This window comes from Rhodococcus sp. AQ5-07, assembly GCF_009707305.1.
GTDB classification, from domain to species: Bacteria; Actinomycetota; Actinomycetes; order Mycobacteriales; family Mycobacteriaceae; genus Rhodococcus_F; species Rhodococcus_F erythropolis.
The window spans coordinates 356641-381342 of record NZ_CP046099.1; the positions used below are offsets into that span (position 1 = coordinate 356641).

27 protein-coding genes are annotated in these 24702 nt (G+C 62.1%); 18 read left to right on the forward strand and 9 right to left on the reverse strand.

Annotation, left to right across the window (positions count from 1 at the left end; genetic code table 11):
* The first annotated feature begins 84 nt into the window (after positions 1 to 84).
* From mdo to GJB56_RS01825, 4 genes are all read left to right on the forward strand, one after another.
* Positions 85 to 1359, forward strand: a complete 1275-nt coding sequence (mdo, locus tag GJB56_RS01810) for an NDMA-dependent methanol dehydrogenase (protein WP_003942095.1) — start codon at positions 85 to 87, stop codon at positions 1357 to 1359.
* Positions 1360 to 1445: 86 nt separating this feature from the next.
* On the forward strand, positions 1446 to 2528 hold the full coding sequence (locus GJB56_RS01815; RefSeq protein WP_113682388.1) for a MadB family AAA-type ATPase: 1083 nt from the start codon (positions 1446 to 1448) through the stop codon (positions 2526 to 2528).
* Positions 2525 to 4048 carry a MadC family VWA domain-containing protein gene (gene madC, locus GJB56_RS01820; protein WP_113682389.1) on the forward strand — a complete coding sequence of 508 codons (1524 nt, stop codon included), beginning with the start codon at positions 2525 to 2527 and terminating at the stop codon, positions 4046 to 4048. The genes GJB56_RS01815 and madC overlap by 4 nt, the downstream gene beginning before the upstream one ends.
* Before the next feature lie 56 nt (positions 4049 to 4104).
* Positions 4105 to 4452: a hypothetical protein gene (locus tag GJB56_RS01825; protein ID WP_020968992.1), complete on the forward strand. Its 348-nt coding sequence runs from the start codon at positions 4105 to 4107 to the stop codon at positions 4450 to 4452.
* Here GJB56_RS01825 and GJB56_RS01830 read toward each other — a convergent pair.
* Positions 4441 to 4860 (reverse strand): RNHCP domain-containing protein, encoded by a 420-nt coding sequence (locus GJB56_RS01830; protein WP_113682390.1) that lies wholly within the window; start codon positions 4858 to 4860, stop codon positions 4441 to 4443. The genes GJB56_RS01825 and GJB56_RS01830 overlap by 12 nt on opposite strands.
* A gap of 15 nt (positions 4861 to 4875) precedes the next feature.
* Positions 4876 to 5238 carry an RNHCP domain-containing protein gene (locus GJB56_RS01835; RefSeq protein ID WP_113682391.1) on the reverse strand — a complete coding sequence of 121 codons (363 nt, stop codon included), beginning with the start codon at positions 5236 to 5238 and terminating at the stop codon, positions 4876 to 4878.
* A 420-nt stretch (positions 5239 to 5658) separates the two neighbouring features.
* On the opposite strand from GJB56_RS01835, the gene GJB56_RS01840 reads away from it, so the two are divergent.
* From GJB56_RS01840 to GJB56_RS01850, 3 genes are read left to right on the forward strand one after another with little or no spacing between them, the layout of a single operon-like run.
* The gene (locus GJB56_RS01840; RefSeq protein ID WP_020968994.1) at positions 5659 to 6864 is read left to right on the forward strand and encodes an iron-containing alcohol dehydrogenase; all 1206 of its coding nucleotides are present in this window, start codon (positions 5659 to 5661) and stop codon (positions 6862 to 6864) included.
* A 58-nt stretch (positions 6865 to 6922) separates the two neighbouring features.
* Complete coding sequence (locus GJB56_RS01845; protein WP_113682450.1) at positions 6923 to 8314, forward strand: MadS family sensor histidine kinase; 1392 nt, start codon at positions 6923 to 6925, stop codon at positions 8312 to 8314.
* Positions 8311 to 8994, forward strand: a complete 684-nt coding sequence (locus GJB56_RS01850; protein ID WP_019744264.1) for a MadR family response regulator transcription factor — start codon at positions 8311 to 8313, stop codon at positions 8992 to 8994. The genes GJB56_RS01845 and GJB56_RS01850 overlap by 4 nt, the downstream gene beginning before the upstream one ends.
* Here the strand turns inward: GJB56_RS01850 and GJB56_RS01855 are convergent.
* A complete protein-coding gene (locus GJB56_RS01855) occupies positions 8991 to 9530 on the reverse strand; it encodes an RNA polymerase subunit sigma (protein WP_041815731.1) in 540 nt (179 codons plus the stop codon). The two genes, GJB56_RS01850 and GJB56_RS01855, sit on opposite strands and share 4 nt — an antisense overlap.
* Positions 9531 to 9613: 83 nt before the next feature.
* The gene (locus GJB56_RS01860; protein WP_019744262.1) at positions 9614 to 10108 is read right to left on the reverse strand and encodes a GbsR/MarR family transcriptional regulator; all 495 of its coding nucleotides are present in this window, start codon (positions 10106 to 10108) and stop codon (positions 9614 to 9616) included.
* 68 nt (positions 10109 to 10176) lie between these two features.
* Here GJB56_RS01860 and GJB56_RS01865 point away from each other — a divergent pair, with 68 nt between their 5' ends.
* Both GJB56_RS01865 and GJB56_RS01870 read left to right on the forward strand, forming a co-directional pair.
* Positions 10177 to 11112, forward strand: coding sequence for an ABC transporter ATP-binding protein (locus GJB56_RS01865; protein ID WP_113682392.1), 936 nt, complete (start codon positions 10177 to 10179; stop codon positions 11110 to 11112).
* The gene (locus tag GJB56_RS01870; RefSeq protein ID WP_113682393.1) at positions 11109 to 12779 is read left to right on the forward strand and encodes an ABC transporter permease; all 1671 of its coding nucleotides are present in this window, start codon (positions 11109 to 11111) and stop codon (positions 12777 to 12779) included. The genes GJB56_RS01865 and GJB56_RS01870 overlap by 4 nt, the downstream gene beginning before the upstream one ends.
* 23 nt (positions 12780 to 12802) lie before the next feature.
* Here GJB56_RS01870 and GJB56_RS01875 read toward each other — a convergent pair whose 3' ends face one another.
* Both GJB56_RS01875 and GJB56_RS01880 read right to left on the reverse strand, forming a co-directional pair.
* Positions 12803 to 13591 carry a thioesterase family protein gene (locus GJB56_RS01875; protein ID WP_113682394.1) on the reverse strand — a complete coding sequence of 263 codons (789 nt, stop codon included), beginning with the start codon at positions 13589 to 13591 and terminating at the stop codon, positions 12803 to 12805.
* Between the two features lie 233 nt (positions 13592 to 13824).
* Positions 13825 to 14301 carry a MaoC/PaaZ C-terminal domain-containing protein gene (locus GJB56_RS01880; RefSeq protein WP_113682395.1) on the reverse strand — a complete coding sequence of 159 codons (477 nt, stop codon included), beginning with the start codon at positions 14299 to 14301 and terminating at the stop codon, positions 13825 to 13827.
* 104 nt (positions 14302 to 14405) lie between these two features.
* Between GJB56_RS01880 and GJB56_RS01885 the strand changes: the two genes are divergently transcribed.
* Positions 14406 to 14831 (forward strand): DUF6314 family protein, encoded by a 426-nt coding sequence (locus tag GJB56_RS01885; RefSeq protein WP_019744256.1) that lies wholly within the window; start codon positions 14406 to 14408, stop codon positions 14829 to 14831.
* A gap of 16 nt (positions 14832 to 14847) precedes the next feature.
* Here the strand turns inward: GJB56_RS01885 and GJB56_RS01890 are convergent, their stop codons facing one another.
* Positions 14848 to 15060: a TOBE domain-containing protein gene (locus GJB56_RS01890; RefSeq protein WP_003942061.1), complete on the reverse strand. Its 213-nt coding sequence runs from the start codon at positions 15058 to 15060 to the stop codon at positions 14848 to 14850.
* A gap of 142 nt (positions 15061 to 15202) precedes the next feature.
* On the opposite strand from GJB56_RS01890, the gene GJB56_RS01895 reads away from it, so the two are divergent.
* The gene (locus GJB56_RS01895) at positions 15203 to 15406 is read left to right on the forward strand and encodes a DUF4287 domain-containing protein (RefSeq protein ID WP_019744255.1); all 204 of its coding nucleotides are present in this window, start codon (positions 15203 to 15205) and stop codon (positions 15404 to 15406) included.
* Between the two features lie 6 nt (positions 15407 to 15412).
* Here GJB56_RS01895 and mftM read toward each other — a convergent pair whose 3' ends face one another.
* Positions 15413 to 16246, reverse strand: coding sequence for a mycofactocin oligosaccharide methyltransferase MftM (gene mftM / locus GJB56_RS01900; RefSeq protein ID WP_113682396.1), 834 nt, complete (start codon positions 16244 to 16246; stop codon positions 15413 to 15415).
* A gap of 28 nt (positions 16247 to 16274) precedes the next feature.
* A complete protein-coding gene (mftR, locus tag GJB56_RS01905; RefSeq protein ID WP_019744253.1) occupies positions 16275 to 16874 on the reverse strand; it encodes a mycofactocin system transcriptional regulator in 600 nt (199 codons plus the stop codon).
* Positions 16875 to 17024: 150 nt separating this feature from the next.
* Between mftR and mftA the strand changes: the two genes are divergently transcribed.
* From mftA to GJB56_RS01940, 7 genes are all read left to right on the forward strand, one after another.
* Positions 17025 to 17120 carry a mycofactocin precursor MftA gene (gene mftA, locus GJB56_RS01910; RefSeq protein ID WP_063836238.1) on the forward strand — a complete coding sequence of 32 codons (96 nt, stop codon included), beginning with the start codon at positions 17025 to 17027 and terminating at the stop codon, positions 17118 to 17120.
* Entirely contained in the window at positions 17105 to 17392 is a 288-nt protein-coding gene (gene mftB / locus GJB56_RS01915) for a mycofactocin biosynthesis chaperone MftB (protein ID WP_007728309.1), read from the forward strand. Before mftA ends, mftB begins: the two co-directional genes overlap by 16 nt.
* A 76-nt stretch (positions 17393 to 17468) precedes the next feature.
* Entirely contained in the window at positions 17469 to 18686 is a 1218-nt protein-coding gene (mftC, locus tag GJB56_RS01920; RefSeq protein WP_003942089.1) for a mycofactocin radical SAM maturase, read from the forward strand.
* Between the two features lie 55 nt (positions 18687 to 18741).
* Positions 18742 to 19920: a pre-mycofactocin synthase MftD gene (mftD, locus tag GJB56_RS01925; RefSeq protein WP_019744252.1), complete on the forward strand. Its 1179-nt coding sequence runs from the start codon at positions 18742 to 18744 to the stop codon at positions 19918 to 19920.
* A gap of 26 nt (positions 19921 to 19946) precedes the next feature.
* A complete protein-coding gene (locus GJB56_RS01930; RefSeq protein ID WP_070796647.1) occupies positions 19947 to 21878 on the forward strand; it encodes a mycofactocin system FadH/OYE family oxidoreductase 1 in 1932 nt (643 codons plus the stop codon).
* The gene (locus GJB56_RS01935) at positions 21875 to 22702 is read left to right on the forward strand and encodes a mycofactocin-coupled SDR family oxidoreductase (protein WP_113682397.1); all 828 of its coding nucleotides are present in this window, start codon (positions 21875 to 21877) and stop codon (positions 22700 to 22702) included. Before GJB56_RS01930 ends, GJB56_RS01935 begins: the two co-directional genes overlap by 4 nt.
* The gene (locus tag GJB56_RS01940) at positions 22702 to 24651 is read left to right on the forward strand and encodes a mycofactocin system FadH/OYE family oxidoreductase 2 (protein ID WP_113682398.1); all 1950 of its coding nucleotides are present in this window, start codon (positions 22702 to 22704) and stop codon (positions 24649 to 24651) included. The genes GJB56_RS01935 and GJB56_RS01940 overlap by 1 nt, the downstream gene beginning before the upstream one ends.
* Positions 24652 to 24702: the final 51 nt, after the last annotated feature.

Here is a 24702-nt window from a genome sequence, read left to right on the forward strand (position 1 = left end):
GGAACCAGGTGAGACGCCGGTCACAAAGAATCGGCTCGAATCCCTCCCGCAGTCACATTCGTGCACATCCATGAGGAGATACCGATGGCTATCGAGCTCAACCAGATCTGGGACTTTCCGATCAAGGAGTTCCACCCCTTCCCGCGCGCCCTGATGGGTGTGGGCGCTCACGACATCATCGGTGTGGAGGCCAAGAATCTCGGCTTCAAACGCACCCTTCTGATGACGACCGGTCTGCGCGGTTCGGGCATCATCGAGGAACTCGTCGGCAAGATCGAGTACCAGGGTGTCGAGGTCGTGCTCTACGACAAGGTCGAGTCGAATCCCAAGGACTACAACGTCATGGAGGCCGCGGCTCTCTATCAGAAGGAGAAGTGCGACTCGATCATCTCGATCGGCGGTGGTTCGAGCCACGACGCCGCCAAGGGTGCTCGCGTCGTGATCGCACACGACGGTCGCAACATCAACGAGTTCGAGGGCTTCGCCAAGTCCACCAACAAGGAGAACCCGCCGCACATAGCCGTATCCACTACGGCTGGAACGGGTTCCGAGACGTCGTGGGCATACGTCATCACTGACACCTCGGACATGAACAACCCGCACAAGTGGGTGGGCTTCGACGAGGCGACCATCGTCACGTTGGCGATCGACGATCCGCTGCTCTACTACACCTGCCCTCAGCATTTCACCGCGTACTGCGGCTTCGACGTACTCGCACACGGCAGTGAGCCTTTCGTTTCTCGTCTCGATTTCGCGCCTTCGCTCGGTAACGCGATCTACTCGGTCGAGTTGGTCGCGAAGAACCTGCGCGAGGCCGTCTTCGAGCCGCGTAACCTCAAGGCCCGCGAGGGAATGATGAACGCGCAGTACATTGCCGGACAGGCCTTCAACTCCGGTGGCCTCGGCATCGTTCACTCGATCTCGCACGCGGTCAGTGCATTCTTCGACAGCCACCACGGTTTGAACAACGCCATCGCCTTGCCGCGTGTGTGGGAGTACAACCTGCCTTCGCGTTACGAGCGCTACGCCCAGTTGGCCGGCGCACTCGGTGTCGACACTCGCAACCTCACCACGGTTCAGGCCGCGGACGCTGCCGTCGAGGCTGCCATCCGTCTGGCCAAGGACGTCGGTATCCCCGACAACTTCGGGCAGGTTCGCACAGACTCGTACGCGAAGAACCAGATGAACACCAAGAAGTACGAGGGTCGTGGTGATGTCATCAAGGGTGACGAGAAGACTGTGCGCGCCATCTCCGAGCACATTCAGGACGACTGGTGCACCCCGGGTAACCCCCGTGAGGTCACTGTGGAGTCGATGATCCCGGTTGTCGATCACGCGATCAACAAGTCGTACTTCTAGCAGGGCCTTCGGCCCCGTGCGCGCTTAAGGAGTCCAGAGACTCCTCGAGCGCGCACAGGGGCTGTGCCCCTATCGAAAGGTATTCCATGTCCGGTCGTAGTTTCTCCAGCGGAATCGAAGTGAAAGATGCTCTGCGAGAGCAGGACTACATTGCCGATGACGAGTTCGCGGTAGTCGTTCATCTGGCGACGGCGTTGGGGCGTCCGCTCCTGCTCGAAGGGCCGGCTGGTGTCGGCAAGACGGAACTGGCGAAGTCTCTGGCTGCGATCGGGGGCCGCAAACTGGTGCGATTGCAGTGCTACGAAGGGCTGGACGACAATCGCGCCCTGTACGAATGGGACTACGCGAAGCAACTCCTGCACGTGCAGATGCTTCGCGACCGGATCAGTGATCAGGTTTCCGAATTCGACAGCGTCGCCGAAGCGTCGAAGTTTCTGGCCGATCAGGATTTCGGGTTGTACTCCGAGAACTTCCTGTCCGTGCGGCCGCTGCTCGAAGCTATCCTCTCGCCCGATCCGGTAGTGCTTCTGGTCGACGAGGTGGACCGCACCGAGGAATCGATGGAAGCGCTGCTCCTGGAGATTCTCGCCGAACAGCAGATCACCATTCCCGAGGTCGGTACGTTCGTTGCCCGCTCGCAGCCCTGGGTCATCCTGACGTCCAACGACACCCGCGAGCTCTCACCCGCGCTCAAGCGTCGCTGTCTGCATTACCATCTCGGCTATCCGACGTCGGAGCGTGAACGCGAGATCGTCACGGCCCGAGCGCCGGAGGTGGATACGGCTACGGCCACCGAGGTTGTCGAATTGGCTCGCATCTTGCGTGATCTCCCGCTGCGCAAGAGCCCGTCCATCTCGGAGGTCATCGACGCGGCCAGAGCGGCAACAGTGCTCGCCGCCAGCGGATTCGACACCGCTTCCGACGCCAAGGTGCGCGACATCCTGCTCACGGCGTTGCTCAAGTACTCGTCGGATGTGACGCTGGCCAAGGAACGATTCGACGGAAAGCTTCTCGAATCGCCGTCGCGTGACGGTGGTGAGCCGATCGAGCGATCCACGGTGGCAAGCAAACCCGCCAACACGACGACGGCCGTGTTCCGGGGGACCGGTGGACGTGACCCCCATCAACAGGGAATCCGCGGCGGCAGCGGAATCCGTTCGACGCGATGACGACGCTCGGTGGCCTCGCCGTGTGGCAACCGTCGTTTGTTCTCGATGTGGTGTCCGCGAGTTTCGGCCGATTGCTGAGGGCAGCCGGGGTTTCCGCGTCACCGGCCGAGGTCATCGAGGTTCGGCGTGTACTCGCGATGGTCGGAGCTTCGGATCGTGAGACGTTGCGCGCATGTCTTCGGGCAGTGTGCGCCAAGTATTCTCACGAACAGGCCGGTTTCGATCGGGCGTTCGACGCGCTGTTCCGGCCTGCCGCAGGCAAAGCGCACGCCGAGCGGATGGCTTCGCGCGCCGAGGTGGCGGACGGTCTGCCCACCGCGCTGGGGATCGACGAGGATCAAGAAGTAGGCCGGTATGCCGAGTACAACGAGCGCGCGGCCGAGGTCGGCGACTACTTCGAGACTCCGGAAGCGGAGAAGGGGTTCAACCCACACAAGGACGACGACGATGTGTCGATGACGTCCAGCGATGCGGAACTGTCGGTGGATACCGGTTCGGAGACCGGTCGACGGGGAGTCAGCTACACGGTCGACGTGGACCGTGCCGCGTCGGCAGTGGTCGGCGACCTGAGCACCAGTGTTGCTGCAGCAGTGACCGGTTCGTTGTCCTGGGACGATCCGACGTCGATCCTCGCCTGGCTGGATGCATACGACCCGAGCAAAGCGTATGCGGACGTCTCCGACGACGGGCCGCTGACGCAGGCGCAACTGAACCGGCTCGTCGAGGCGGTCGAAGCGTTCGTGCAAGCACTCTCGGCCGCTGCACTCGCCGAAAGCGCTCCCGATGCGCCCGACAGCGAATCTGCTGCGGGCGCAACGCACAACGACATCGAACTCGCGTGCCACGAGGTGCTTCGGCGGATGAGAGGACCGTCCAGGCCTCGTCCTCGGGAGCGCTCTCGTGGGCATCTCGACATGCGACGCACGGTGCGTTCGAGTCTGCGCACCGACGGAATTCCCTTCCATCTGGTCGTGAAAGCTCCTCGCCCCGATCGTGTTCGACTACTTCTCATCGCAGACGTGTCGCTGTCCGTGCGCCCGATCACCGCGTTCACTCTGCGGTTGGCTCAGGCAATGCATCGCCGGGCAGATCGTTGTGAAGTCCTCGCATTCGTCGATCGTCCGGTCGACGTGACCGACACCCTTCTCGCCAGTAGCGGTGACGGCGCACTGGCTGCGGTACTTGCGCACCCGGGTCTGGATCTGGAAGCCAGCAGCGATTACGGTCGAGTGCTCACAGAATTGTTGGACGAGCACGGAAACACCTTGAACTCACGGACGTCCGTCATCATCGTGGGCGACGGTCGGTGCAACGGGTTGCCCCCACAGGTGGACAAGCTCGAGGAACTCCGCCGAAAGGTTCACCGTCTGGCCTGGATCACGCCTGAACCTCAGCGTTACTGGAACCAGGCATCGTGCGCGATGCCGGAGTATTCGGAGATCTGCGACGAGGTTGTTGTTGCCCGAGATGCCGCGCAACTGATGGCAAAGGCCGCTGAACTGGGGCACGCACTTCGCTGATGTCACTGCACGTCACCGATGTCACTGCGCGATCCGTCGTGAACTAGTTTGATCTCATGTCCGAAATCAGGGGATCGATCTGGCGGCCGATCGCGGCGCTGACAGTGCTCGGCGCCGTGTGTGGGTTGGTGGCGCTCGGCGTGTTTCAGTGGTGGTGGAACTCGTTGGCATCACCTCACATTCTCACCGGCGGGTCTTATCGGGAGCCGTTTGCCGAGCCGACATACACCGGGCCCATATTCATGGACCTCTTTCCGGCAGAACCTGCTCCGTGGCTGTATTCGGGACTGGTCCTCGGACCGACGGCGGTCGGCTTGCTTGCCGGGATCGTGTTCGTGGTGTTCGTCCGGCGTAATCGCGCGCAGGACCGCGCGATTACGCCGGACGATCGATCAGAGCGCTAGCAACGCGCGCGAGCCCAGTCGAGGATCCGCCAACGGGCGTAGTGCCAACCGCAGCAAGACCAGGGCGTTGTCGTCGCCGGCGATCCTGTTGACTTTCAACGTATTGCACTCGATGCACTGGTGAACGAGCATCCACTCACCGTCTTGCCGTACCGACAGGGACAGCGCCGCCATGGCACCTCTGCACTGTTGTGCCCGGTCGCCCGGAACACGACCATCGACGTGGCGGCTTGCCAGACAGTTCGGGCAGTGGTTCCGATGTGCGGTACCCGGCGCCGCAGTGGAGATGTCCAAACGGCATGTGAGACAACGGAAGCTCGATCCTTGTTCGCCGCCGATTCCGTGCAATACGTGCTTGGTCCGTTGCGGTGCCCGCCGCGCGCGGGTGCTGGGATTCCTACGTGGCATCTGCTTTCTCACCCCTCACAAGTCGCCGAAGGCTTCGAGCGGGAAGGGTGGTTGTGCGAGCGGCCGCACCGCCATCCTCATCAACAACAACTGGTTGTCGTCACGGCTGACGGGGTTGGAGGTGAGTTCGAGGCACTGTGCGCAGCGGTGGATGATCATCCAATCGCCGCTTCGCAGCACCGCGATCGAAATGGGGGCCATCCGCATTCCGCAGTCCGACGGTCCACCTTCCACCTGGTCGAACAGGTGTCGGGAATGCAGGCAACTGGGGCAGTGGTTTCGGCGATCACCATCGGGGCCGTACGTCAGGACGGTGAGTCCGCACTGAATGCACGAGAAGGTGTCGGTTTTCGAGATGGAATTGTGTGATTGAGGCACTGGAGAACTCCTAGCTGAGTGAACAAAGCAGGTAGGAGCAGGCCGAGTGGCCTCGCGGCTGTCAGTCCGTCGTTTCGGGGATCAGCAAGTGACCCTCGAGGTTGCCGGCAGTGCAGGGGCGAGAGGCGCGCTCGGCGCGGGCTGGGTCATAAACACCTTCTGGATCGGTACTACGGGCCGCTCTGGCCAGAACCGAAAGTACAACGGGATCTGATTGCCGCGCCATCTATTTTCCGGCGACGACTACCTGCCCGAACGGGTAGGTAAGTGCCTCTCCTTCGGTGGGTGTGCCCCGACTGCTGTCCGCGTAGGCTCGGGGCCAGCACTTGTAAGGTGGATCACACCAGTTGGTGCTCGGGCGAGCGAGCTGGGAATTCGCGAAGCGGTGATCTCGGTGCCGCGCGAGAGGAGAGTGGGGTCGTGTCCGTGGCATATCCGGATGCTGTGAACCACGGTGTTCATCGCCGCGGCACTGCTGCTCGACTGGTCAAATTTCACGCCCCCGAGATCGTCTTCGGTATCGGTTCCCTGGTCGAGGCAGCACACGCGACTCTGCGGTTCGGCGGGTTCCGCCCGTTTCTGGTCACCGATCCCGGCTTGATCGACGCGGGGTGGGTCAGCGAACTCGAGGACCATCTCACGGAGCAGGGCTTGACCGCGACAGTGTGGTCAGGGCTGACGCCCAACCCCAAGGACTTCGAGATCGCGGCCGGTTTCGAGGTGTACCAGGAAGGCGAGTGCGACGTCATCATCGCGCTCGGTGGCGGTTCCGTCATCGACGCGGCTAAAGGTGTAGCCGTCCTCGCTGCCAACGGCGGCAACATACTCGACTACGAGGGTGTCGATCAGGCGACAAAACCGATCCCGCCGTTGGTGATGGTTCCCACCACGTCCGGAACGGGCGCTGACGTGTCGCAGTTCTGCATCGTCACGGACACGACCCGCGGCACCAAGATCACCATCATCGGCCGTGCCCTCGTGCCAGATGTGACGGTCATCGATCCGCGGTTGCTCACGACGATGCCCGAGTGGCTCAATGCTGCAACGGGATTGGACGCACTGACGCACGGAATCGAAGCCTTCGTCTCACTGGCGCACAATCCGTTGACCGATCATCACGCGCTCCGCGCGGTCGGCCTCGTGACGGAGAATCTGGTGAACACGATCCAGGACCCGATGGAGATGGAAGCTCGATCGGTGATGGCGCAGGCGAGTCTCGAGGCCGGGTTGGCGTTCACCAACGCGATACTCGGAGCCGCGCACGCCATGAGCCATCAGGTGGGCGGCATGCTTGATCTGCCACATGGCGTCATCAACGGAATTCTGTTGCCCCACGTCATCCGATTCAATTCCACGACGGACGCTGCCCCCTTTGTCGCCATCGCTGCGGCACTGAGCCTTCCTGAACAGCACGGCACCCCGGAGGAAGCAGCGCTGGCGGTGGCCGACCGGGTCGAACGTCTCGCCCGGGAGGTTGGGGTTCCGAAGGGGCTGGGGGAGTTGGGTGTTCGCGAGGGAGACCTCAGTCGACTTGCCAGCTTCGCGTTGCTCGACGCCTGCATGTCCACCAATCCCAGGGAAGCGACGCAGGAGCAGATGGTGGCGTTGTTCCGAGGTGCGTTGTGAAGAGGGACAGTGTGATGCGGTGCAGGGTGATGCGGTGCAGGGTGAAGCGGTGCAGACGATGACCGCGGACCTGTCGCGGCTCACCGGTTTACGTTCGGGTAAGAGTTCGTTTTATCCGCAGTACCGCGGCGCTGCCGAGCGTCTCGAACGCGTCGTACATGCGTTGGAATTGATCTCGCGGGCTTTGGTGCGGACCGTCGAGGGGCCGGAAACCCTCGTCTGCGCGGTCGCGGAAGCCGCCCGTGCTCATCTGAGTGCCAACTGGATAGTCTTCGCCTTGGCCGACGGAACATTGCCCGACGCCGGACCACGGCGATTGGTTCTCGGCCCGGACGCCACCCCATTTCTGGTCGACAACGTCGAGGGGCCACCACTTCCGGAGGACGTCGTCGAATGCCTCGACGACATCCGGTGCGGAAGAATCGAATCCAACTCGGTGATCGACGCTCACTATGCGTTTGTGCCGATCGTACTCGGCGGCGGTGTGGTCGGCGCCTTTGCTGCCTGGACGCCGGCTAACCGGACACTCGATACGACGGACGGAGCCGTGCTCAGCATTCTGGCCAGCCAGACTGCTGTGGCCCTGCAGAACTCGGCGCTCTACCAGCGCGGACAACTACTGCTCGAACGAGCCGAAGACGCATATGCGGAGGCCAATCGCACTGCAGCCGACCTCGCGGTGCGCAACAGCGAATTGGAGTCCACGCAGCGTCAACTCGGAGTGGCTCACCGGCACCAGGTGGTCGACGACGAACGGCACCGGATCGCCCGCGAACTTCACGACAGCGTGACACAGGCTGTGTTGTCGGCCGGCATGCAGATCGAGGTCTGCCGGAGCGACATCCCGGAGGCGGAACGCAGTGAAAGACTGGACTTGGCAAAGGATTTGACCAGGCGGGCGGTCGAGCAGCTTCGCTCGGCGATCTACGCGCTCAATCATTCCTCGGACGCGGACCGGACGTCGCTGCCCGAGATGCTCGAGCAGCTCGGCGTGGTTCACATGCCGGACGAGTTGGCGGTCAGCGTTCGCGTCGGCGGCACTCCGACCGAGCTTCCAGGCGATGTCGAACACGCTCTTCTGCGGATCGCGGGGGAGGCGCTGTTCAATGTTGCGGTGCATGCCCATGCGAGTCGAGCGGTCCTGCGGTTGACCTATCGAGCGGATACGGTGCTGCTGTCGGTTTCCGACGACGGTGACGGCGACCCTGCGCGGATGCGTCTGATCCTCAAACTCGCAGCCACCAACGACGTCGACGGCCGTCATCGCGGACTGGCGAACATGCAGACACGAACTCTCGAGTTGGGTGGTGCGCTCGAAGTACGGCGCGCGCGGATCGGTGGAATTCAGATTCTCGTGCGACTGCCACTACCACTGCCACAGGCACTTCCGCTCCAGGCGGATGTCGACAATCTTTGCTCCACCACTGAAATCGAGAGCGAGGAATCATGACCACTGCGCGTCCCGTCATCACCCGCGGAGCATCGCCGGTTCAGGGATTGGTTCGAATCGTCCTGGTCGACGACCATGCAATTTTGCGGCAAGGGCTCCGCTCGGTTCTCGAGCGCGAAAGCGACCTCGAGATCGTGGGGGAGGCTTCGTCTCTCGCCGAGGCGCTTGCCGTGGTCGACAAGGTGGGCCCGGACATCGTCTTGATGGATCTGAAACTCTCCGCCAGTTCCGACTACGAGGGACTGACCCTTTGTGGCCAGTTGTCCACGGCGCATCCCGGGCTCGGACTGTTGGTTCTCACCACCTTTCTCGACGATCAACTGGTGGTGCGAGCGGTACACGCGGGTGCTCGCGGCTATGTCGTCAAAGACGTCGACACCACCGAATTGGTACGTGCGATCAGGGCGGTCTCGCGGGGTGAGAGTGCGTTCGATTCTCGCAGCGCATCGGCTGTCGTCCGATCGCTCAACGGGCAGTCGTCATCCAAAGAACGATTGACCGATCGTGAACTCGAAGTACTGAGACTGCTCGCAAACGGCTTGTCCAACATCAAGATCGGTGAGCGATTGTTCATCTCGCCGACCACGGTCAAGTTCCACGTCAGCAACATCATGCGCAAACTCGAGGTGAGTCGGCGAGCAGAGGCCGTCTACGCCGCGAGTAAGCAAGGTCTGATCTAGCTCCGCTCGGAGACCGCCCAGGCGCGCAGCGCCTGATGCTGTACGAGGAGCACGCTCGATCGAGTTGTGCGCAGAGTCGACGCGGTCATCTCGGCAGTCAGACCCACTGCGATTCGCAATACCAGGACCTCACGTTGGTCGTCGGTGAGGCGACGTGGGCGTTTGAATTGTCCGTCGATGTTGCGTGACTGGGGAATTGACGCAATCCGTTGCGAGGCCAACTCGTAGGCGAAGTTCTCGATGCGTGTGTCGGCCGAGATCGTTTCGGACATTCGTGTGACGACGTCCAGGGTGCATTGATGGGCGAGATCGTCGGCGAATGTTGCGACGGGCGTCCCGAGAAGCCTGGCGCGATAGTAGAGAACGACGCGAGGGTGCAATCGGGCCAGGAGTTTCGACAGTGCGTGATGATCGCCGGCGAATGCCCCGGCGGCGTTGCGGTTCAAGGAAATCGATTGTTCACAGGTTTCGGGTGAAGCGGTTCGTGCGGAGGGTGGCGTCGGTGAAGTCTTCGCGCCCCTGATCGACAGCTTCATCAACAACTCCTCGGGTACAGCGCACCTCATCATGCTGGAACGAGAATTGAGGTACCCCACCGAAAATGCGGGTAAACCTGAAGTTACCTTCCAGGTGTCCGGTCTTTTCGCTGGGAGCGCCAGTCCGCGAGCATGCGCGGCATTTCCGCGGCCATGAAGTCGAAGAAGTCGCGCAGATCTTCCATACGATCGCCGGCCGTAGTGCCTTCACCGAGGACCCGAATGCCCTCGTCCGCAACTGCCGAGACCTGGTAGAGGGACGATTGTTTCGTGACAAACGCGTCGGCCCACATGTCGACGCTGACGCAGTAGTGCTGACGCCTCGATCCGGGGACGGCCACTCGCTCGATCAATCCGACTTGCTGGAGGTATCTGACGGCTCCGGAAATGGCGGCGGGGCTCACTCCCAATCGGGATCCGAGATCTCCTGGCGTGGACGAGGGTGTCTCGCTGGTCATCAACGCGGCCCACACGCGGGCAGGCATCGGCGGAAAACCCATGTCGCTCAGAACGAGTGAGAGTCGTTCGACAAAATGTCGGCTCTCGTCCGGTGCAACGGTGTGGCTGGTGTCGGTCATCGGAACCCTTCGATCTTTTCTTCTTTTCTATCTTCACACATTTGTGAAATCGGCGTACGGTCAAATTCATGGGTGCGGCAATTTCAGTGAAAAGCCTCGTCAAGACCTTCGGTACCACCCGCGCGCTGGACGGCCTCGACCTCGAAGTCTCAGCAGGTGAAGTGCACGGATTCCTGGGACCGAACGGCTCTGGAAAGTCGACCACTATTCGGGTGCTCCTCGGCCTGCTCCGCTCGGACTCCGGAGACGCAACTGTTCTCGGCGGCGATCCGTGGCGAGACGCTGTTACCTTGCATCGACGTCTCGCTTACGTGCCTGGCGACGTGAATCTGTGGCCCAACCTCACCGGCGGGGAGGCTATCGATCTGTTGGCGGGTCTGCGCGGTGGCTTGGACCGAAAACGCCGCAGCGAGTTGCTCGATCGCTTCGAACTTGACCCGACCAAGAAGGCGCGGACGTACTCGAAAGGTAATCGGCAGAAGGTTGCACTCGTGGCGACGTTTTCGTCCGACGTCGACCTTTACGTACTCGACGAACCGACATCGGGGCTCGACCCGTTGATGGAAGCGGTGTTTCAGGACTGCGTCGAGGAGGTGGCTCACGCCGGAAAGACGGTCCTGCTGTCGAGCCATATCCTCGCCGAGGTCGAAGCGCTGTGCGATCGCGTGAGCATCATCCGCGACGGGCGGACGGTGGAAGAGGGAACGCTGTCCGAACTCAGGCATCTCACGCGCACGTCCATCTCGGCGGAGACACAGCGCCAGATCGGCGGACTCGACGGGCTCGGCGGGGTCCACGACGCGGTGATCGACGGTAACCACGTCACCTGCGAAGTCGACAGCGCGCAACTCGGACCGCTCATGACGTACTTGGTCGGATTCGGAATCGTGGCGCTCACTTCCACTCCGCCGACACTCGAAGAACTTTTCTTGCGTCATTACGGTGACGAGCGTGCCAGGGAGACTTCGGTCCACCTGCGAGCCGAGACCGGTGTACGGCCGTGACCGTTGTTGTCGAGTCCGCTCCACCGGTACCGGCCTCGGCAAGTCAATTCACCGGCACACGCCGACTGGTCCGGTTGGCTTTGCGACGGGACCGAATTCAGCTTTCCGTGTGGGTCATCTCGATCGTCCTGTTCATGCTGCTCGTCGTCGCCAGTGTGACCGGGCTGTACTCGACACCCGAGGAATTACGAAACATCGCAGTCAGTTCCGCGGTATCGCCGGTGGCGCTGGCGACCAACGGAATCGTGTCCGGCGATTCGCAGGGCGCGATAGTCGCCAGTCAGTCGGTGCTCGTGTTCGCATTGGTGGCGGCATTGATGAGCACCCTTGCGGTGGTTCGTCATACACGACAGAACGAGGAGACCGGCCGTGCCGAGATGATCGGTGCTGCGGTGGTGGGTCGGCGAGCGCTTCTGACGTCCGCACTGATTGTCACGGTCGGTGCAAACCTGGTTCTGACATTGGGAATTGCGCTGGGATCGATCGCCGTCGGTTTGCCTGTCGTTGGTTCGCTCGCGTTGGGTGCTTCGATAGGTGGGACCGGAATCGCGTTTGCCGGTGTGGCGGCGGTGACTGCGCAGATCACCGACGGTGCTCGTACGGCCAACGGTCTGGCGGGTGCCGCGATCGGTGTGGCCTTCATGCTGCGCGCGATCGGCGACGTGAACAGTACGGTCGTCGACGACGGAACTCGCGTGGTGAGCGGTTGGTTGTCGTGGCTTTCGCCGATCGGATGGGCGCAACAGATCAGACCTTTCGACGACGACGCCTGGTGGATCCTGTTGTTGCTGATCGGATTTGCGGTTGTGCACGTGATGGTGGCGTTTGTTCTCATCAGCCATCGTGATCAGGGAGCGGGGCTCGTGCAGCCCCGGCCCGGCCCACCGATTGCAGCATCGTGTTTGCCGTCGGCTTGGGGCCTGGCGTGGCGCATGCAGCGAATGACGATGTTCTGGTGGATCTTTGCCGTTGTCATTCTCGGGTTCGCCTACGGCGCTGTGGGCAACGAGATCGACGCGATGGTGGGATCGTCGCAGCAAACCGCGGAGATGTTCGAGAAACTCGGTGGCGGCGGTACGGATCTGGTGGATTCGTACTTGGCCACTGCTCTCGGTCTCACCTCGATAGTGATCGCGGCATATTCGGTCCAGAGTCTTCTCCGGATGCGGGGCGAGGAAACATCGGGACGGCTCGAACCGTTGCTGGCAACCTCTTTGTCGCGGTGGAGGTGGATGCTTTCCCACCTGGGTGTGGTTGTGGGCGGGGTGATCCTCGCGCACGTCTTGATGGGTGCCTTCACCGGATTTGCCTTCGGGCTCGTCACGGACGACATCGGCGGCAACACACTTCGCATGACAGGCGCTGCCTTGGCCTATCTACCTGCAGTGCTTGTAGTCGTGGGGTTGGTGTCGTTGGCTTTCGGACTGTTTCCGACCTACGCGTCGGCGCTCTCCTGGGGAATCTTGGCGGCATGCATCGTGCTCGGGCAACTCGGAACGTTGCTGAAGCTTCCACAGTTAGTGCTGGATCTGTCACCCTTCACCCATGTGCCGGGTGCCCCCGCCGAGCCAGTGACAGTTCTACCGCTGCTGGCAATGATCGTTGTGGCAGTAGTGCTTTCGATAGCATCGCTTGTTGCGTTCCGTCGTCGCGACCTCCAGGGGTAGTAGGGCTGAACTCAGTTGGGAGTTCAACTCAGAATTCGACGAAGCTGGCGAGCCCGAGCAGCGAGCCGTCCGGTCGAGTCGAATAGTTCGGATTCGTCAACACAGAGAGTGTCTGTCGCCCAGGCGGTCCCGTGGCGTAGGCGATACCACGGTGACAGTGTTCGGGGATCTGCCGTGAGGTGCTCCGGTGTGAAATGCGCGGTGAACTCGATAGTGGGTATAGCCACGGGCATCGTCAGTGTCGCGAACAATCCGGGCGGAAGCGCGTCGAGAAGGACCGCGGCGCGCTCTTGGGCCGTGAAATCGAGGTCTGTGAGCAATCGGATCCAGACGTCGAATTCCGGGGAGTCGCCACCGGCGAACGGCCTCGCGGAATTGATCGGCCGGATGTCGAGGTGCTGGGAGAACGGCACAAAATCCACCGGGATCTCCAGCGGCGGCAGGGTTGACGGGTCGGCCGGAGTCGGTTCGGCGACAGGGGCGGACATCGTTGTGCCTCCTGTGTCGCGGGCTAGCCGAACGAGAGCGGATCCCGAACCGGTCAGCGTGACGTGGCAACTGACTGTCCGCCCGCCCCGCATATCGTCGACAGTCAGCTCGGCCGGCCCCGGAGGGACGGGGCGGTCCAGGTGCGCCGTGACTGCCAGAGGTTCGGCTCCGGACGCGTCGGCAGCCACTCGCAGCATCCGTGCAACGGCGAGTCCGCCCTGAATGCCGTCGAAACTCCGCCAGCTGGAGTCGAATTCGGTGTGATGACACGCTGCGTCGGTCGACGGCGCTACCGTCGCGGACGCCTGACTATTAATTGCCATAGTCAGCACCCTAGATGCTGACTATGGCTATGGCAAGCTAGGGTCTACTCGGGAGTGCTGGACGACCCACCGAAGAGCATGTAGATGAGGATCTGAAGAATGCCGAGAGGATTGATCTCGCCGAGGCTGCTCATGTGTGAGGAACTCCTGTTTGCGGGGATGGGTACTGTTGCGTCGCAACGTCACTGAAAGTACGGCAATTCAGACAATGCGGTGCGGAATTTACCGATAATTCACTGTCCGCGAGTCGGGCGACAGTGCAGGTAGGCGTCAGTGACTACGTCGAGAACGCGATTGCCGTGTGCATCGACCAATTTCGCTGTGATGGTGACCAATCCCCGCGCGCGATTGTCGAACACGACGTTGTCGACGGTGACCTTTCCGCTCAGGGTGTCACCGGGGCGAAGTGGACGTAGGAAGCTCACGTCGCGCATGGTCTTTCCGGCGATCACGTTCCACTGGTCGTAGAGACTGGCGACCACCAACTTCTGGCAGATCGACAGGGTGTGTAGCCCGCTGGCGATCAACCCGCCGAAGACCCCGGACCCGGCGGCTTCCTTGTCGATGTGAAACCACTGGGGATCCCACTGGGTTGCGAACTCGACGATCTCCTCTTCGGTCACCGAATACGAGCCCAATGGGATCACCTGGCCGATCTCGAGATCTTCTGCGAACACTGTGCGTTGGTGAAGGGCGGCCGAATCGTTCATGTCTGTGTGAATCTCCTGCGTGTTCCGGATGTACTCGGAACATACTCCCCGCAGTGCGTTCGGCCCCTTCGTAAGTCCTTGTCCAGGGTCACTAGAATCGTCACATGGTTGACGACGCGAAGATCGAGCCGAGGGCGCTGGCAGGAACGTGGCACTTCGAGCGCGACATAGTCGACCGCCTTTCCGGTTCCACCAAGCATGTCTTCGGCGAGACCACTATCTCCGACGCCGGTGACGGTCGGATGCGCTGGTACGAGAGTGGCACTCTGCGTGACGGCGATCTGGAATTGCCAGTGTTCCGGACTCTGTTCATTGCAAAGCGCGGCCTCGAATGGGCCGTGACATTCGAAGACGGCAGAGAGTTCCACGACTGGGCGCCGGGGGAGGAAGTCGAGCACCTGTGCGGTGCGGACACCTACCGCGGGCGAATCGACGTCACTGCAGTAGATGGATCGGCTTGGGCGGTCGTCTGGACCGTGACGGGGCCGAGCAAGAACTACACGATGACCACGCATCTCACCCGGCCCTGATCGCAGCGATCACCAGTTATTCGACGCCGATCGTCACCTCGGTGGACTTCACGAATACCGTTGCAGCTTGGCCTGGTTCGAGGTCGAGATCCAGTGCGGCATCGCGGGTGATCGACGAAGTCACGATCTGGTTGCCGCCGTCCAACTTCACCTTGACCGTTGCCATGACGGTGCCGAGGTTGACCTCGGTGATGGTGCCGGTGAGTTGATTTCGTGTGGACAGTCGCATCTCTGAAACTCCTGTGCTCTGGGGTGGGTGTACTTCGACCATAATCCGATGGTCGCGTATCTACCCAGCGATTCCGCAGGTGCGGACATGCGGGCACCGCAGGTGCGCGAATATTGTCGGGCGGTGGAGGTAGATTCCGGTCATGACTGAACCCGTGAAAGGCCCGGCGTCGTATTTTCCGTCGATCGAGAAGAAATACGGTCGGCCGATCGGTGAGTGGCAAGAGCTGATCAAAAGCTCAGACCTCACCAAGCACATGGAATTGGTGAATTGGTTGAAGTCGGAGCACGGGATGGGGCATGGGCACGCGAATGCACTTGTCGCCCATACGCTGAAAGAAGGCTAGTTCTTTTCAGGCGGCCGATGCGTCCAGCACCAACCAGCCGCCGTGATGCTCGAATACCTCGAACGGCACACCGGTCTGCCGGCCGACCGCACACAGTGACTCTAGATCGAACGTGCGGATGTGGCCGTGGCACGCGGTGGCTTCGTCTTCGAAGGGGACGGCTATGACGACCCGTTGACGTGCGATTCGGAGTGCCTGCGCGATCACGGCTTCGCCGACCGAGTCGTCGACGTGCTCGAGGAGATGAATTGCGGTGACGGTGTCGGCGCTGTTGTCCGGTGCCGGTACTTCACCCGCGTCGCAGATCACCGTGTCGATCGTGATGCCGAGTTCGGGGGCTACCGCGTCGAGCAGGATCATCGTTCCGGGCAGGATGTCCGTGGCGGTCACGTCCATTCCGGCGCGCGCGAGCCGCAGGGGCAGGAAACCGAAGCAGGAACCCAGATCGAGTACGGAACCGCGAACCAGTTCTTCGGCTTTGTCGTGAATCGGCGCGAAATCTGCAGTGCCGTCCAGTAGTTCGGCAAGGGAGTTCCGGTAGTAGGTGGTCCAGGATTCGAGAGCGCCGTCCACGGTGGACCGAACCAGTCCGACCATCGTCAACTCGAATTCGTTCTGACCGAACTCCGCGTCCTGGATCGACGAGGTGACTCCGGCTACGAGTCGCTCGCTCAGATCGGCGGGAGTGAGGGAGTGCCTGACGTGGAGTCGGCCGCCTCGACGATCGAGCGAGATCGGACCGGAATCGACACGTTCGACGGTGACATGCCCGAACGACCACAAGCCCGGCGTCGACGGTGCCAGTGAATCCAGGACCGGTTCGTTCGTGATGGTGGACATGATCGCCTTTCTCAGGTGGTGATGCTTCTCAGGTGGTGATGCCGGTCCGCAAGGACTGCGTGCCTGTTTTCAAGAGTTCCGGTAGCTCGAGTGAATCGTCGGTGAGCCACTGTTCGTACGCTGACATGGCGACCCCGAGCAGAAGATAGCCGACCGTGCGTGGGCCGTGATCGGTCGGCTCGAGATTCATTCGGCGTGCGACGTAGTCGGCGACCACCTGCCGCCAACCTTCGTACATCACCACAGAGTATGCCTGAAGCGTCGGAACTTCGAGGATCAATTCCATCCGTTTGCGATGTACCGCAGTCTCTTCCGGTGGGAAGGTGTTGAACGTCAACAATGCGGATTCGAGTGCGTCGACCAACGGTATGTCAGCGGGCAGTGAATCCAGGTGCTCGCGCATCTCGTCGAGATGTCCGTCGAAGTCGCCCCAGGGGACGGCGTTCTTGGACGGAAAGTAGCGAAAGAAAGTCCGACGCGCGATGCCGGCGGCGTCGGCTATCTGGTCGACGCTCACCTCGTTGAAGCCGACGGTGGAGAACAGTTCGATGCCGATCGTGCTGATTCCCTCCCTCGTTGTGGAGGGGCGACGACCTATCCGAGCGGACGGTTTCTTGCGGCTACGCATACTTTTTTCGCTCCATGTGTGTCATTCTGCACTCGATGCCATTACAGTGGTGAACCGAGTCACAGTGAAGTCCCACTAGTGACCACCAACTCCCAGGTTGGAAGTCTGATCTACAGACTTCCAGACGGAGTGCGACCGCAGGAGGAATCCATGTCAGATCGTGACAACAAGGCGCTTGAGAACGACCTCGTCGAGGAGTCCCTCGTTGAGGAAGTTTCCATCGACGGCATGTGCGGCGTGTACTGACCGTGTCTGCTTTGGATCTCGATGCGGGGTGGAAACTCCACCCGCAGGTAGCGCTTCGCCCCGAACCTTTCGGGGCGTTGCTCTACCACTTCGGAACGCGCAAGCTGTCGTTCCTGAAGAACACGACCATCGTTGCGGTGGTCAAGGCGTTGCCAGACCATCCTGATGTCAGGTCCGCACTACGTGCGCAAGGCATCGAAGATGACGCGGCTCCCCAATATGCCCGCGCGCTGAGCACTCTCGCCGATTCGCACATGATCGTGCCTGTCTGAGCCAGACGCTCGCCCCCACGTGCGGAACAGCCCTTCTGCACGTTCGCCCGCTTCATTTCTTCGCGAGGACGCAGCCATGACCTCAGTTCTTGAACAGCCCTCTCCGCCCGCCAAGGTGGGTCGCCTCGTCGATCAGTTCGAACTCGGACTCGACGCCCCCATCTGCCTGACGTGGGAACTCACCTACGCCTGCAACCTGTCCTGCGTGCACTGCCTTTCGTCGTCGGGTCGCCGTGACCCCAACGAGCTGAGCACCGAACAGTGCAAGTCCATCATCGACGAGCTGCAACGTATGCAGGTCTTCTACGTCAACATCGGTGGCGGCGAGCCGACGGTACGCTCCGACTTCTGGGAGCTCGTCGATTACGCAACGGACCACCAGGTTGGCGTGAAGTTCTCCACCAACGGCGTGAAGATCGACAAGAAGGTCGCGGCACGGCTTGCGGCCAGTGACTACGTCGACGTGCAGATTTCCATCGACGGTGCCACCGCTGAGGTCAATGACGCTGTGCGCGGGCCTGGTTCGTTCGCAATGGCCGAGCGGGCTCTCGCGAACCTGAAGGAAGCCGGCTTCAAGGACGCCAAGATTTCGGTGGTCGTCACGCGGCACAACGTCAGTCAGCTCGACGAGTTCAAGGCTCTCGCGGACAAGTACGACGCGACCCTGCGCATCACTCGACTGCGCCCTTCGGGTCGCGGCGCCGACGTGTGGGACGACCTGCACCCACGCCCCGAGCAGCAGCGTGAGCTCTACAACTGGTTGGTGGCCAACGGCGAAGGCGTCCTGACGGGCGACTCGTTCTTCCACCTCTCCGCGTTCGGCGATGCACTGCCCGGTCTCAATCTCTGTGGCGCGGGCCGCGTCGTGTGCCTGATCGACCCGGTCGGTGACGTGTACGCATGCCCGTTCGCGATTCACGAGCAGTTCCTCGCCGGAAACATCGTGAAAGACGGTGGATTCCAGGAAGTCTGGCAGCACTCGGACCTGTTCGAGGAGCTGCGCTCGCCGCAGACCGGTGGCGCCTGCAGCAAGTGCAATCACTACGACTCCTGCCGGGGTGGCTGCATGGCAGCCAAGTTCTTCACCGGACTGCCGATGGACGGACCTGACCCCGAATGCGTCATCGGTAACGGTGAAATGGCATTGGCGTCGGCGGGAGAGGTCCCGAAGTCCAGCGTCGACCACTCCCGTTCCGGTCAACGTAAGACCCCACGTGCATCGGTGCCACTGACACTGATGATGCGTCCGCCCGCCAAGATTTGTGACGAAAACCCGCTTGCGGGAATGCAGTAACTACTGCGCGATACCGACAGTGCGGCGAAAGCTGCACCCCAGAGAGGTCAGTTCAATGGCTAAGAATGCTTTCTTCGAGACGGTGGCAGAAGCACAGCGCCGTGCGAAGAAGAGGTTGCCCAAGTCCGTGTACGCGGCGTTGGTGGCGGGATCCGAGAAAGGGCTGACGGTCGACGACAACGTCGCGGCATTCAGCGAACTGGGCTTCGCTCCTCATGCTGCGGGACTGTCGGACAAGCGCGAGATGTCCACCACCATTATGGGCCAGGACATTTCGTTGCCCGTCATGATTTCACCGACCGGTGTGCAGGCAGTGCACCCCGACGGTGAGGTAGCGGTAGCTCGTGCGGCTGCAGCACGGGGAACAGCCATCGGACTGAGTTCTTTCGCCAGCAAGTCCATCGAAGAAGTTGCCGCGGCCAACCCGCAGGTCTTCTTCCAGATGTATTGGGTCGGCAGCCGCGACGTGCTCCTGCAGCGTATGGAGCGCGCTCGCGCTGCCGGTGCCAAGGGCCTGATCATCACCACCGACTGGTCCTTCTCGTACGGTCGCGACTGGGGCAGCCCGTCCATCCCCGAAAAGATGGACCTCAAGGCGATGTTCCAGTTCGCTCCCGAGGGCATCATGCGCCCGAAGTGGTTGCTGGAGTTCGCCAAGACAGGCAAGATCCCCGACCTGACAACACCCAACCTCGCGGCTCCCGGCCAGCCGGCACCGACGTTCTTCGGCGCGTACGGCGAGTGGATGCAGACCCCGCTTCCGACTTGGGAAGACATCGCCTGGCTTCGTGAGCAGTGGGGTGGACCGTTCATGCTCAAGGGCATCATGCGCATCGACGACGCCAAGCGAGCTGTCGACGCCGGTGTCTCCGCTATCTCGGTCTCCAACCACGGTGGTAACAACCTCGACGGCACCCCGGCGCCGATCCGCGTGCTCCCGGGCATTGCCGAGGCCGTGGGCGATCAGGTGGAAGTTGTTCTCGACGGCGGCATTCGACGCGGCGGCGACGTCGTCAAGGCGCTAGCACTCGGAGCCAAGGCCGTCATGCTCGGGCGCGCCTACCTGTGGGGTCTCTCGGCAAACGGCCAGGCCGGTGTCGAGAACGTGCTCGACCTGATGCGGATGGGCATCGACTCGGGGTTGATGGGCCTTGGCCACTCGTCCATCACGGAACTGAGCCCGGCAGACCTGGTGATCCCGGATGGCTTCACACGCTCACTGGGCGCCAGCTGAGATTGCGGTTCCGATAGAGCTGTGAGTTGACACTCGACGAACACACAACCCTGGCCGGACGCTTCGTCCGGTCCAGGGTTGTTTTCGGTCCGCATGAGACCAATCTTGCTGTGGGAAGATCACTTTCCGATCGGCACCGTGCGTACTACCAGCGCCGCGCCGAGGGTGGAGCCGGAATCGTCGTCACCGAAGTGGCCTCGGTATTGGAGAACGACTGGCCGTACGAGCGTGCACCGCTGGCGTCGGAATGCGGCCCGGGGTGGCAGTCGATCGCGGCCGCATGTGCTCCGTACGGAACGCTGGTTCTTGCCGGGCTCGGTCATACCGGCATGCAGGGATCGAGCGCATACTCCCAATCGGTGCTGTGGGGACCGTCAAGAGTGGCCGACCCGGTGACGCGTGAGTTGCCGATGGCAATGGGGCAGCCGGAAATCGACCAGTTGATGGCCGGCTTTCGTGAAGCGTCGGCAATGGCCATCGCTTCGGGAATGGACGGAGTGGAACTCGATGCCGGTCCTCGAAGCATTCTGCGGCAGTTCCTTTCGGGTCTGACCAACACTCGGCAAGACCGATACGGCACTGATCGCGTTGCCCTTGTTCGCGAGATCATCTCGGCAGTGCGCGAGGAAGTCGGGTCGGACCACGTTGTCTCCCTGCGGTTGTCCTGCGACGAGGAAGCACCATGGGCGGGACTGACACCCGATCTCGCCGCCGGTTTTGCACGCGATCTGTCGCCACTACTCGATCTCCTTGTCGTCGTTCGTGGCGGACTCTATTCGTCAGAGGGGTACCGACCCGACTTTCACTGCCCGCCGAACTTCAACCTCGATCTGTGCCGTGAGATCAAGGCCGCGGTCTCGATTCCGGTTGTCGTGCAGGGGAGCGTCGTGGACATCGCCGACGCTCGTGCAGCGCTGGAAGTGGCCGAGTTCGTCGAGATGACCAGGGCCCAGATCGCGGACCCGGACCTGGTCGTGAAAGCCGCGCGCGGTGATCGTCCACGGCCGTGTGTGCTCTGCAATCAGACGTGCCTCGTGCGTGATCCTCGCAACCCGGTCGTGACGTGCGTGGGGAATCCGAGCGCGGGTTTCGAGACGGTGGACCCCGATGAGCGAGAGCAGATTTCGACACCGGGAGCCGTGCTGGTCGTGGGGGGTGGCCCCGCCGGGATGGAAGCCGCGCGGATCTCGGCGGTGGCGGGGCACTCGGTCACACTCGTCGAGAGTTCATCGCAGTTCGGCGGCATGATCCGAACTTTTGCGCGAGGTGACGGCCGCAGCCGGTTCACACTCCTCGCACAGTGGCTCGAGGACGAATGCCGTCGTAGCGGCGTGACGATGCGGACCGGGGCGGCGGTCGAGGCGCAGGACCTGAGTGACGCACGTAGTCGGGGCGAGCTGATTGTTTTTGCCACCGGTAGCGCTGCGCGGCCGCCGACGTATCCGGTCGACGATTCGGTTCGGTGGTTGGATGCGTCGGAAGCCTTCGAGAAGTTGACCACCGTGGGGCCGGGTCCGGTCGCGCTGATCGATCCGCTCGGTGGACCGATCGCGGTGGCGCTCGCAGAAGCACTCGCGGCCCAGGGCGTCTCCGCCTCGATTGTGACTCCGGACAGCATCGTCGGTTCGAGGCTCGGTGCGAGTGGGGATCTGGTCGGCGCCAACACGCGCATCCAGCAGGCCGGGGTCACCAGGGTGCTCGCGTCCCGTGTCATCGAAATCGCCTCAGGGGTCGTCTGCGTCGAGCACGTCCATACCCGCGAGCGCTCACAGCTCGAGTGTGAAGTGGTGATCGACTGCTCGCATCGTCTGCCGAACGAAACGCTGAAGGAAGCGGCCGACATCCAGGTGGGTGACTCGGTTGCCCCGAGAACTGTTCTCGAATCCATCCGCGAAGGGCGCTTTGCAGGGTTTACTACTAGAACGAGTTTCAATTCTGCAGAGAGGGCTATCTCATGACACAGCGTTCAGTTCGTTCGCTCGAAGGTCGCGTTGCTTTCATCACCGGCGCAGCGCGCGGTCAAGGACGTGCGCACGCGGTCAAGATGGCGCGCGAGGGAGCAGCGATCATCGCAGTCGACGTGTGCGCGTCGGTGGCGTCGGACAATTCTTACGACGCAGCAACTTCCGAGGACTTTGCCGAGACGATACGTCTGGTCGAAGCGGAGGGTGGGAAGATCCTCGCCCGCGAGGTCGATGTCCGTGACGGCGCAGCGCTCACCGCGGTGGTCAAGGACGGTGTCGAGCAGTTCGGACGCCTCGACATCGTGGTCGCCAATGCCGGGGTCTGTAACTGGAATCGATTCTGGGAAATGTCGGACGAGCAGTGGGAAACCCTGATCGACATCAACCTGACCGGAGTCTGGAAAACCCTCAAGGCATCGGTGCCGGCGATCATCGAAGGTGGGCGCGGTGGATCGATCATCGTGGTCAGTTCGGTGGCCGGACTCAAGGCGCTGCCCGGACAGGCGCACTACGCGAGCGCCAAGTTCGGTCTCGTCGGTCTGACGCAGGCCGCGGCAAAGGAACTGGGGGAGTACAAGATCAGGGTCAACTCGATCCACCCTTACGGAGTAAATACGCCGATGGGGGTCGACCAGGGCGCGCTCGAGGTATTTGCAAAGTTTCCGCAGTACCTTCCCAACTTCACTCCGATCCTCTCGGACATCGCGTTCGCCGAACCCGACGAGATCGCCGATACCGTTCTGTGGCTGGCCGGTGACGGTTCACGCACCGTCACGGCAAGTCATATCGCTCTCGATCAAGGAAACTCCAAGGTCTGATGACGCCGTACCCGCGCCTCTTCGCGCCACTGCGCCTGGGCAACCTGACACTCCGCAATCGGGTCGTGTTCTCCGCGCACCTGACCAATTACGCGGAGAACGGGTTGCCGACGGAGCAGCACGCGAGCTACTACGAGGCGCGGGCACGCGGCGGTGCGGGTCTGATCATCACCGAGGAGCACTCGACGCATCCTTCGGATCGACCGTACGAGAAGATGATTGCGGGCTATCGGCCGGAAGCGATCGAGGGATACCGGCGGATCACCGACGCCGTTCATGCGCATGGTTCGTCGATTCTCGCGCAGATCAACCACAATGGGGGTCAGGGCGCTGGAACCTATTCGCGATCGCCGCTGTTGGCGCCGAGCGCCGTTGCGGATCCGTTGTTCCGCGAGGTGCCCAAGGCTGTCGACGACGCGGACATCGCCGAGATTCTCGCAGGGTTCGCCCTTGTTGCGCGCAACTGCGTTGCCGGTGGCTTCGACGGGGTGGAATTGCAGGCGTCGCAGTCGTCCATCGTGCGCGCGTTTCTCGCACCCTCGACCAACCTGCGCACCGATCGCTACGGCGGGGGCGTGGCGAATCGTGCGCGTTTCCTTCTCGAAGTGCTCGGGGTCCTGCGTAAGGCCATCGGCCCGGATCGTGTGCTCGGTGTGCGCCTGAGTGGATACGAAGGAACGCGGGGTGGCATCGAACTGTCCGACGCGGTAACCACCGCCCAACTGATCGAAGCTGACGGTCACGTCGACTACATCAACACCACCGTCGGAATGGCCACGGAAACACTGCATCTGGTCGAAGCATCGATGGCTGTACCCACCGGCTACGCCAACTTCGTCCCGTCTGCGATCAGGGAGGTCGTCGATCTTCCAGTCGTCGGAGTCGGCCGTTTCAAGACGCCGGAGCAAGCCGAAGCTGCACTCGAGGACGGTGTATGCGATCTGGTGGGCGTAGTTCGCGGGCAGATCGCCGATCCGGATTTCGTGAACAAGGCGCGTGCCAGTCAATCGTCACAGGTGCGAACCTGCCTGTCCTGCAACCAGGAATGCGTCGGGCGGATGGGTCTGGGGCGTTGGTTGGGGTGCACCGAAAATCCGCGCGCCGGTCGGGAATCGGTCCCACTGCCGATGCCGCGGCGACGGTGCCGCACGGTGGTGGTAGTTGGCGGCGGCCCGGCCGGCCTGCAAGCTGCGGCCACCGCGGCCCAGCGAGGTCATGCGGTGACGCTGTTCGAACGTGAACGAAGACTTGGCGGACAGATTCTTACCGCCTCGGTGGTATCGGTTCGCCGTGAGCTCGCCGACCTCGTGCGAAATCTCGAATCGGAGTGTCGCCGAAGCGGTGTGACGATCGAGCTGGGTGTTGGAGCTGACCTTGCGATTGTGGAGGAAAGGGCGCCCGACGTGGTAGTGATCGCAACCGGCGCGCGGCCCGTGCGCCCAACGTGGGCGGGTGGATCAGAGCGTGTCGTAAGTGTTCGAGACGTTCTCGACGGCAGGGTTCTGCCGAGTGGAACGGTGCTCGTATACGACGAGTTGGGATTCCATCAAGGTACGTCGGTGGCGGAATTCCTGGCTGATCGAGGTTGCGCTGTCACGATCGCGACCAACGGCATGGTGGTTGCCCAAGATCTGAGCGTCACCCTGGATTTCGAGGGGTGGAACCGCCGGGCGTTCGAGAAGTCGATCGTGCAACGGACGGATCTGATGGTGACTTCGGTGAGCACTGGAGCCTCGCCGCTCGTGAGCTTGGTTCACCTTCCGACGGGTGTGGTCGAGGAAGTTGCGGTCGACTGGGTGGTCTTCGCGACACAGCAGGAACCTGTCGACGAGTTGTGGAACACCTTGCAGGGAAGTTCTTTCGAGATATTTCGCATCGGTGACGCCCTGTCCCCGAGACGTTCGCACGCAGCGGTCATCGAGGGGCATCGGGCTGCGTTGGCGATTTAAGTCGTCCGTTTTGTCACTGGTTATCGAATGTATGTTCGATTAAGATTTCGG

What these genes read in the sequence shown, in the direction of transcription:
- GJB56_RS01855 (WP_041815731.1), bottom strand. Translation starts at nt 9,530, where the DNA reads ATGAAGCTGTCGATCAGGGGCGCGAAGACTTCACCGACGCCACCCTCC.
- GJB56_RS01885 (WP_019744256.1), top strand. Translation starts at nt 14,406, where the DNA reads ATGGTTGACGACGCGAAGATCGAGCCGAGGGCGCTGGCAGGAACGTGG.
- GJB56_RS01845 (WP_113682450.1), top strand. Translation starts at nt 6,923, where the DNA reads ATGACCGCGGACCTGTCGCGGCTCACCGGTTTACGTTCGGGTAAGAGT.
- mftD (WP_019744252.1), top strand. Translation starts at nt 18,742, where the DNA reads ATGGCTAAGAATGCTTTCTTCGAGACGGTGGCAGAAGCACAGCGCCGT.
- mdo (WP_003942095.1), top strand. Translation starts at nt 85, where the DNA reads ATGGCTATCGAGCTCAACCAGATCTGGGACTTTCCGATCAAGGAGTTC.
- mftC (WP_003942089.1), top strand. Translation starts at nt 17,469, where the DNA reads ATGACCTCAGTTCTTGAACAGCCCTCTCCGCCCGCCAAGGTGGGTCGC.
- GJB56_RS01875 (WP_113682394.1), bottom strand. Translation starts at nt 13,591, where the DNA reads ATGGCAATTAATAGTCAGGCGTCCGCGACGGTAGCGCCGTCGACCGAC.
- GJB56_RS01830 (WP_113682390.1), bottom strand. Translation starts at nt 4,860, where the DNA reads ATGCCACGTAGGAATCCCAGCACCCGCGCGCGGCGGGCACCGCAACGG.
- GJB56_RS01940 (WP_113682398.1), top strand. Translation starts at nt 22,702, where the DNA reads ATGACGCCGTACCCGCGCCTCTTCGCGCCACTGCGCCTGGGCAACCTG.
- GJB56_RS01860 (WP_019744262.1), bottom strand. Translation starts at nt 10,108, where the DNA reads ATGACCGACACCAGCCACACCGTTGCACCGGACGAGAGCCGACATTTT.
- GJB56_RS01825 (WP_020968992.1), top strand. Translation starts at nt 4,105, where the DNA reads ATGTCCGAAATCAGGGGATCGATCTGGCGGCCGATCGCGGCGCTGACA.
- mftA (WP_063836238.1), top strand. Translation starts at nt 17,025, where the DNA reads ATGTCAGATCGTGACAACAAGGCGCTTGAGAACGACCTCGTCGAGGAG.
- GJB56_RS01895 (WP_019744255.1), top strand. Translation starts at nt 15,203, where the DNA reads ATGACTGAACCCGTGAAAGGCCCGGCGTCGTATTTTCCGTCGATCGAG.
- GJB56_RS01815 (WP_113682388.1), top strand. Translation starts at nt 1,446, where the DNA reads ATGTCCGGTCGTAGTTTCTCCAGCGGAATCGAAGTGAAAGATGCTCTG.
- mftM (WP_113682396.1), bottom strand. Translation starts at nt 16,246, where the DNA reads ATGTCCACCATCACGAACGAACCGGTCCTGGATTCACTGGCACCGTCG.
- GJB56_RS01935 (WP_113682397.1), top strand. Translation starts at nt 21,875, where the DNA reads ATGACACAGCGTTCAGTTCGTTCGCTCGAAGGTCGCGTTGCTTTCATC.
- GJB56_RS01880 (WP_113682395.1), bottom strand. Translation starts at nt 14,301, where the DNA reads ATGAACGATTCGGCCGCCCTTCACCAACGCACAGTGTTCGCAGAAGAT.
- mftR (WP_019744253.1), bottom strand. Translation starts at nt 16,874, where the DNA reads ATGCGTAGCCGCAAGAAACCGTCCGCTCGGATAGGTCGTCGCCCCTCC.
- madC (WP_113682389.1), top strand. Translation starts at nt 2,525, where the DNA reads ATGACGACGCTCGGTGGCCTCGCCGTGTGGCAACCGTCGTTTGTTCTC.
- GJB56_RS01850 (WP_019744264.1), top strand. Translation starts at nt 8,311, where the DNA reads ATGACCACTGCGCGTCCCGTCATCACCCGCGGAGCATCGCCGGTTCAG.
- GJB56_RS01890 (WP_003942061.1), bottom strand. Translation starts at nt 15,060, where the DNA reads ATGCGACTGTCCACACGAAATCAACTCACCGGCACCATCACCGAGGTC.
- GJB56_RS01865 (WP_113682392.1), top strand. Translation starts at nt 10,177, where the DNA reads ATGGGTGCGGCAATTTCAGTGAAAAGCCTCGTCAAGACCTTCGGTACC.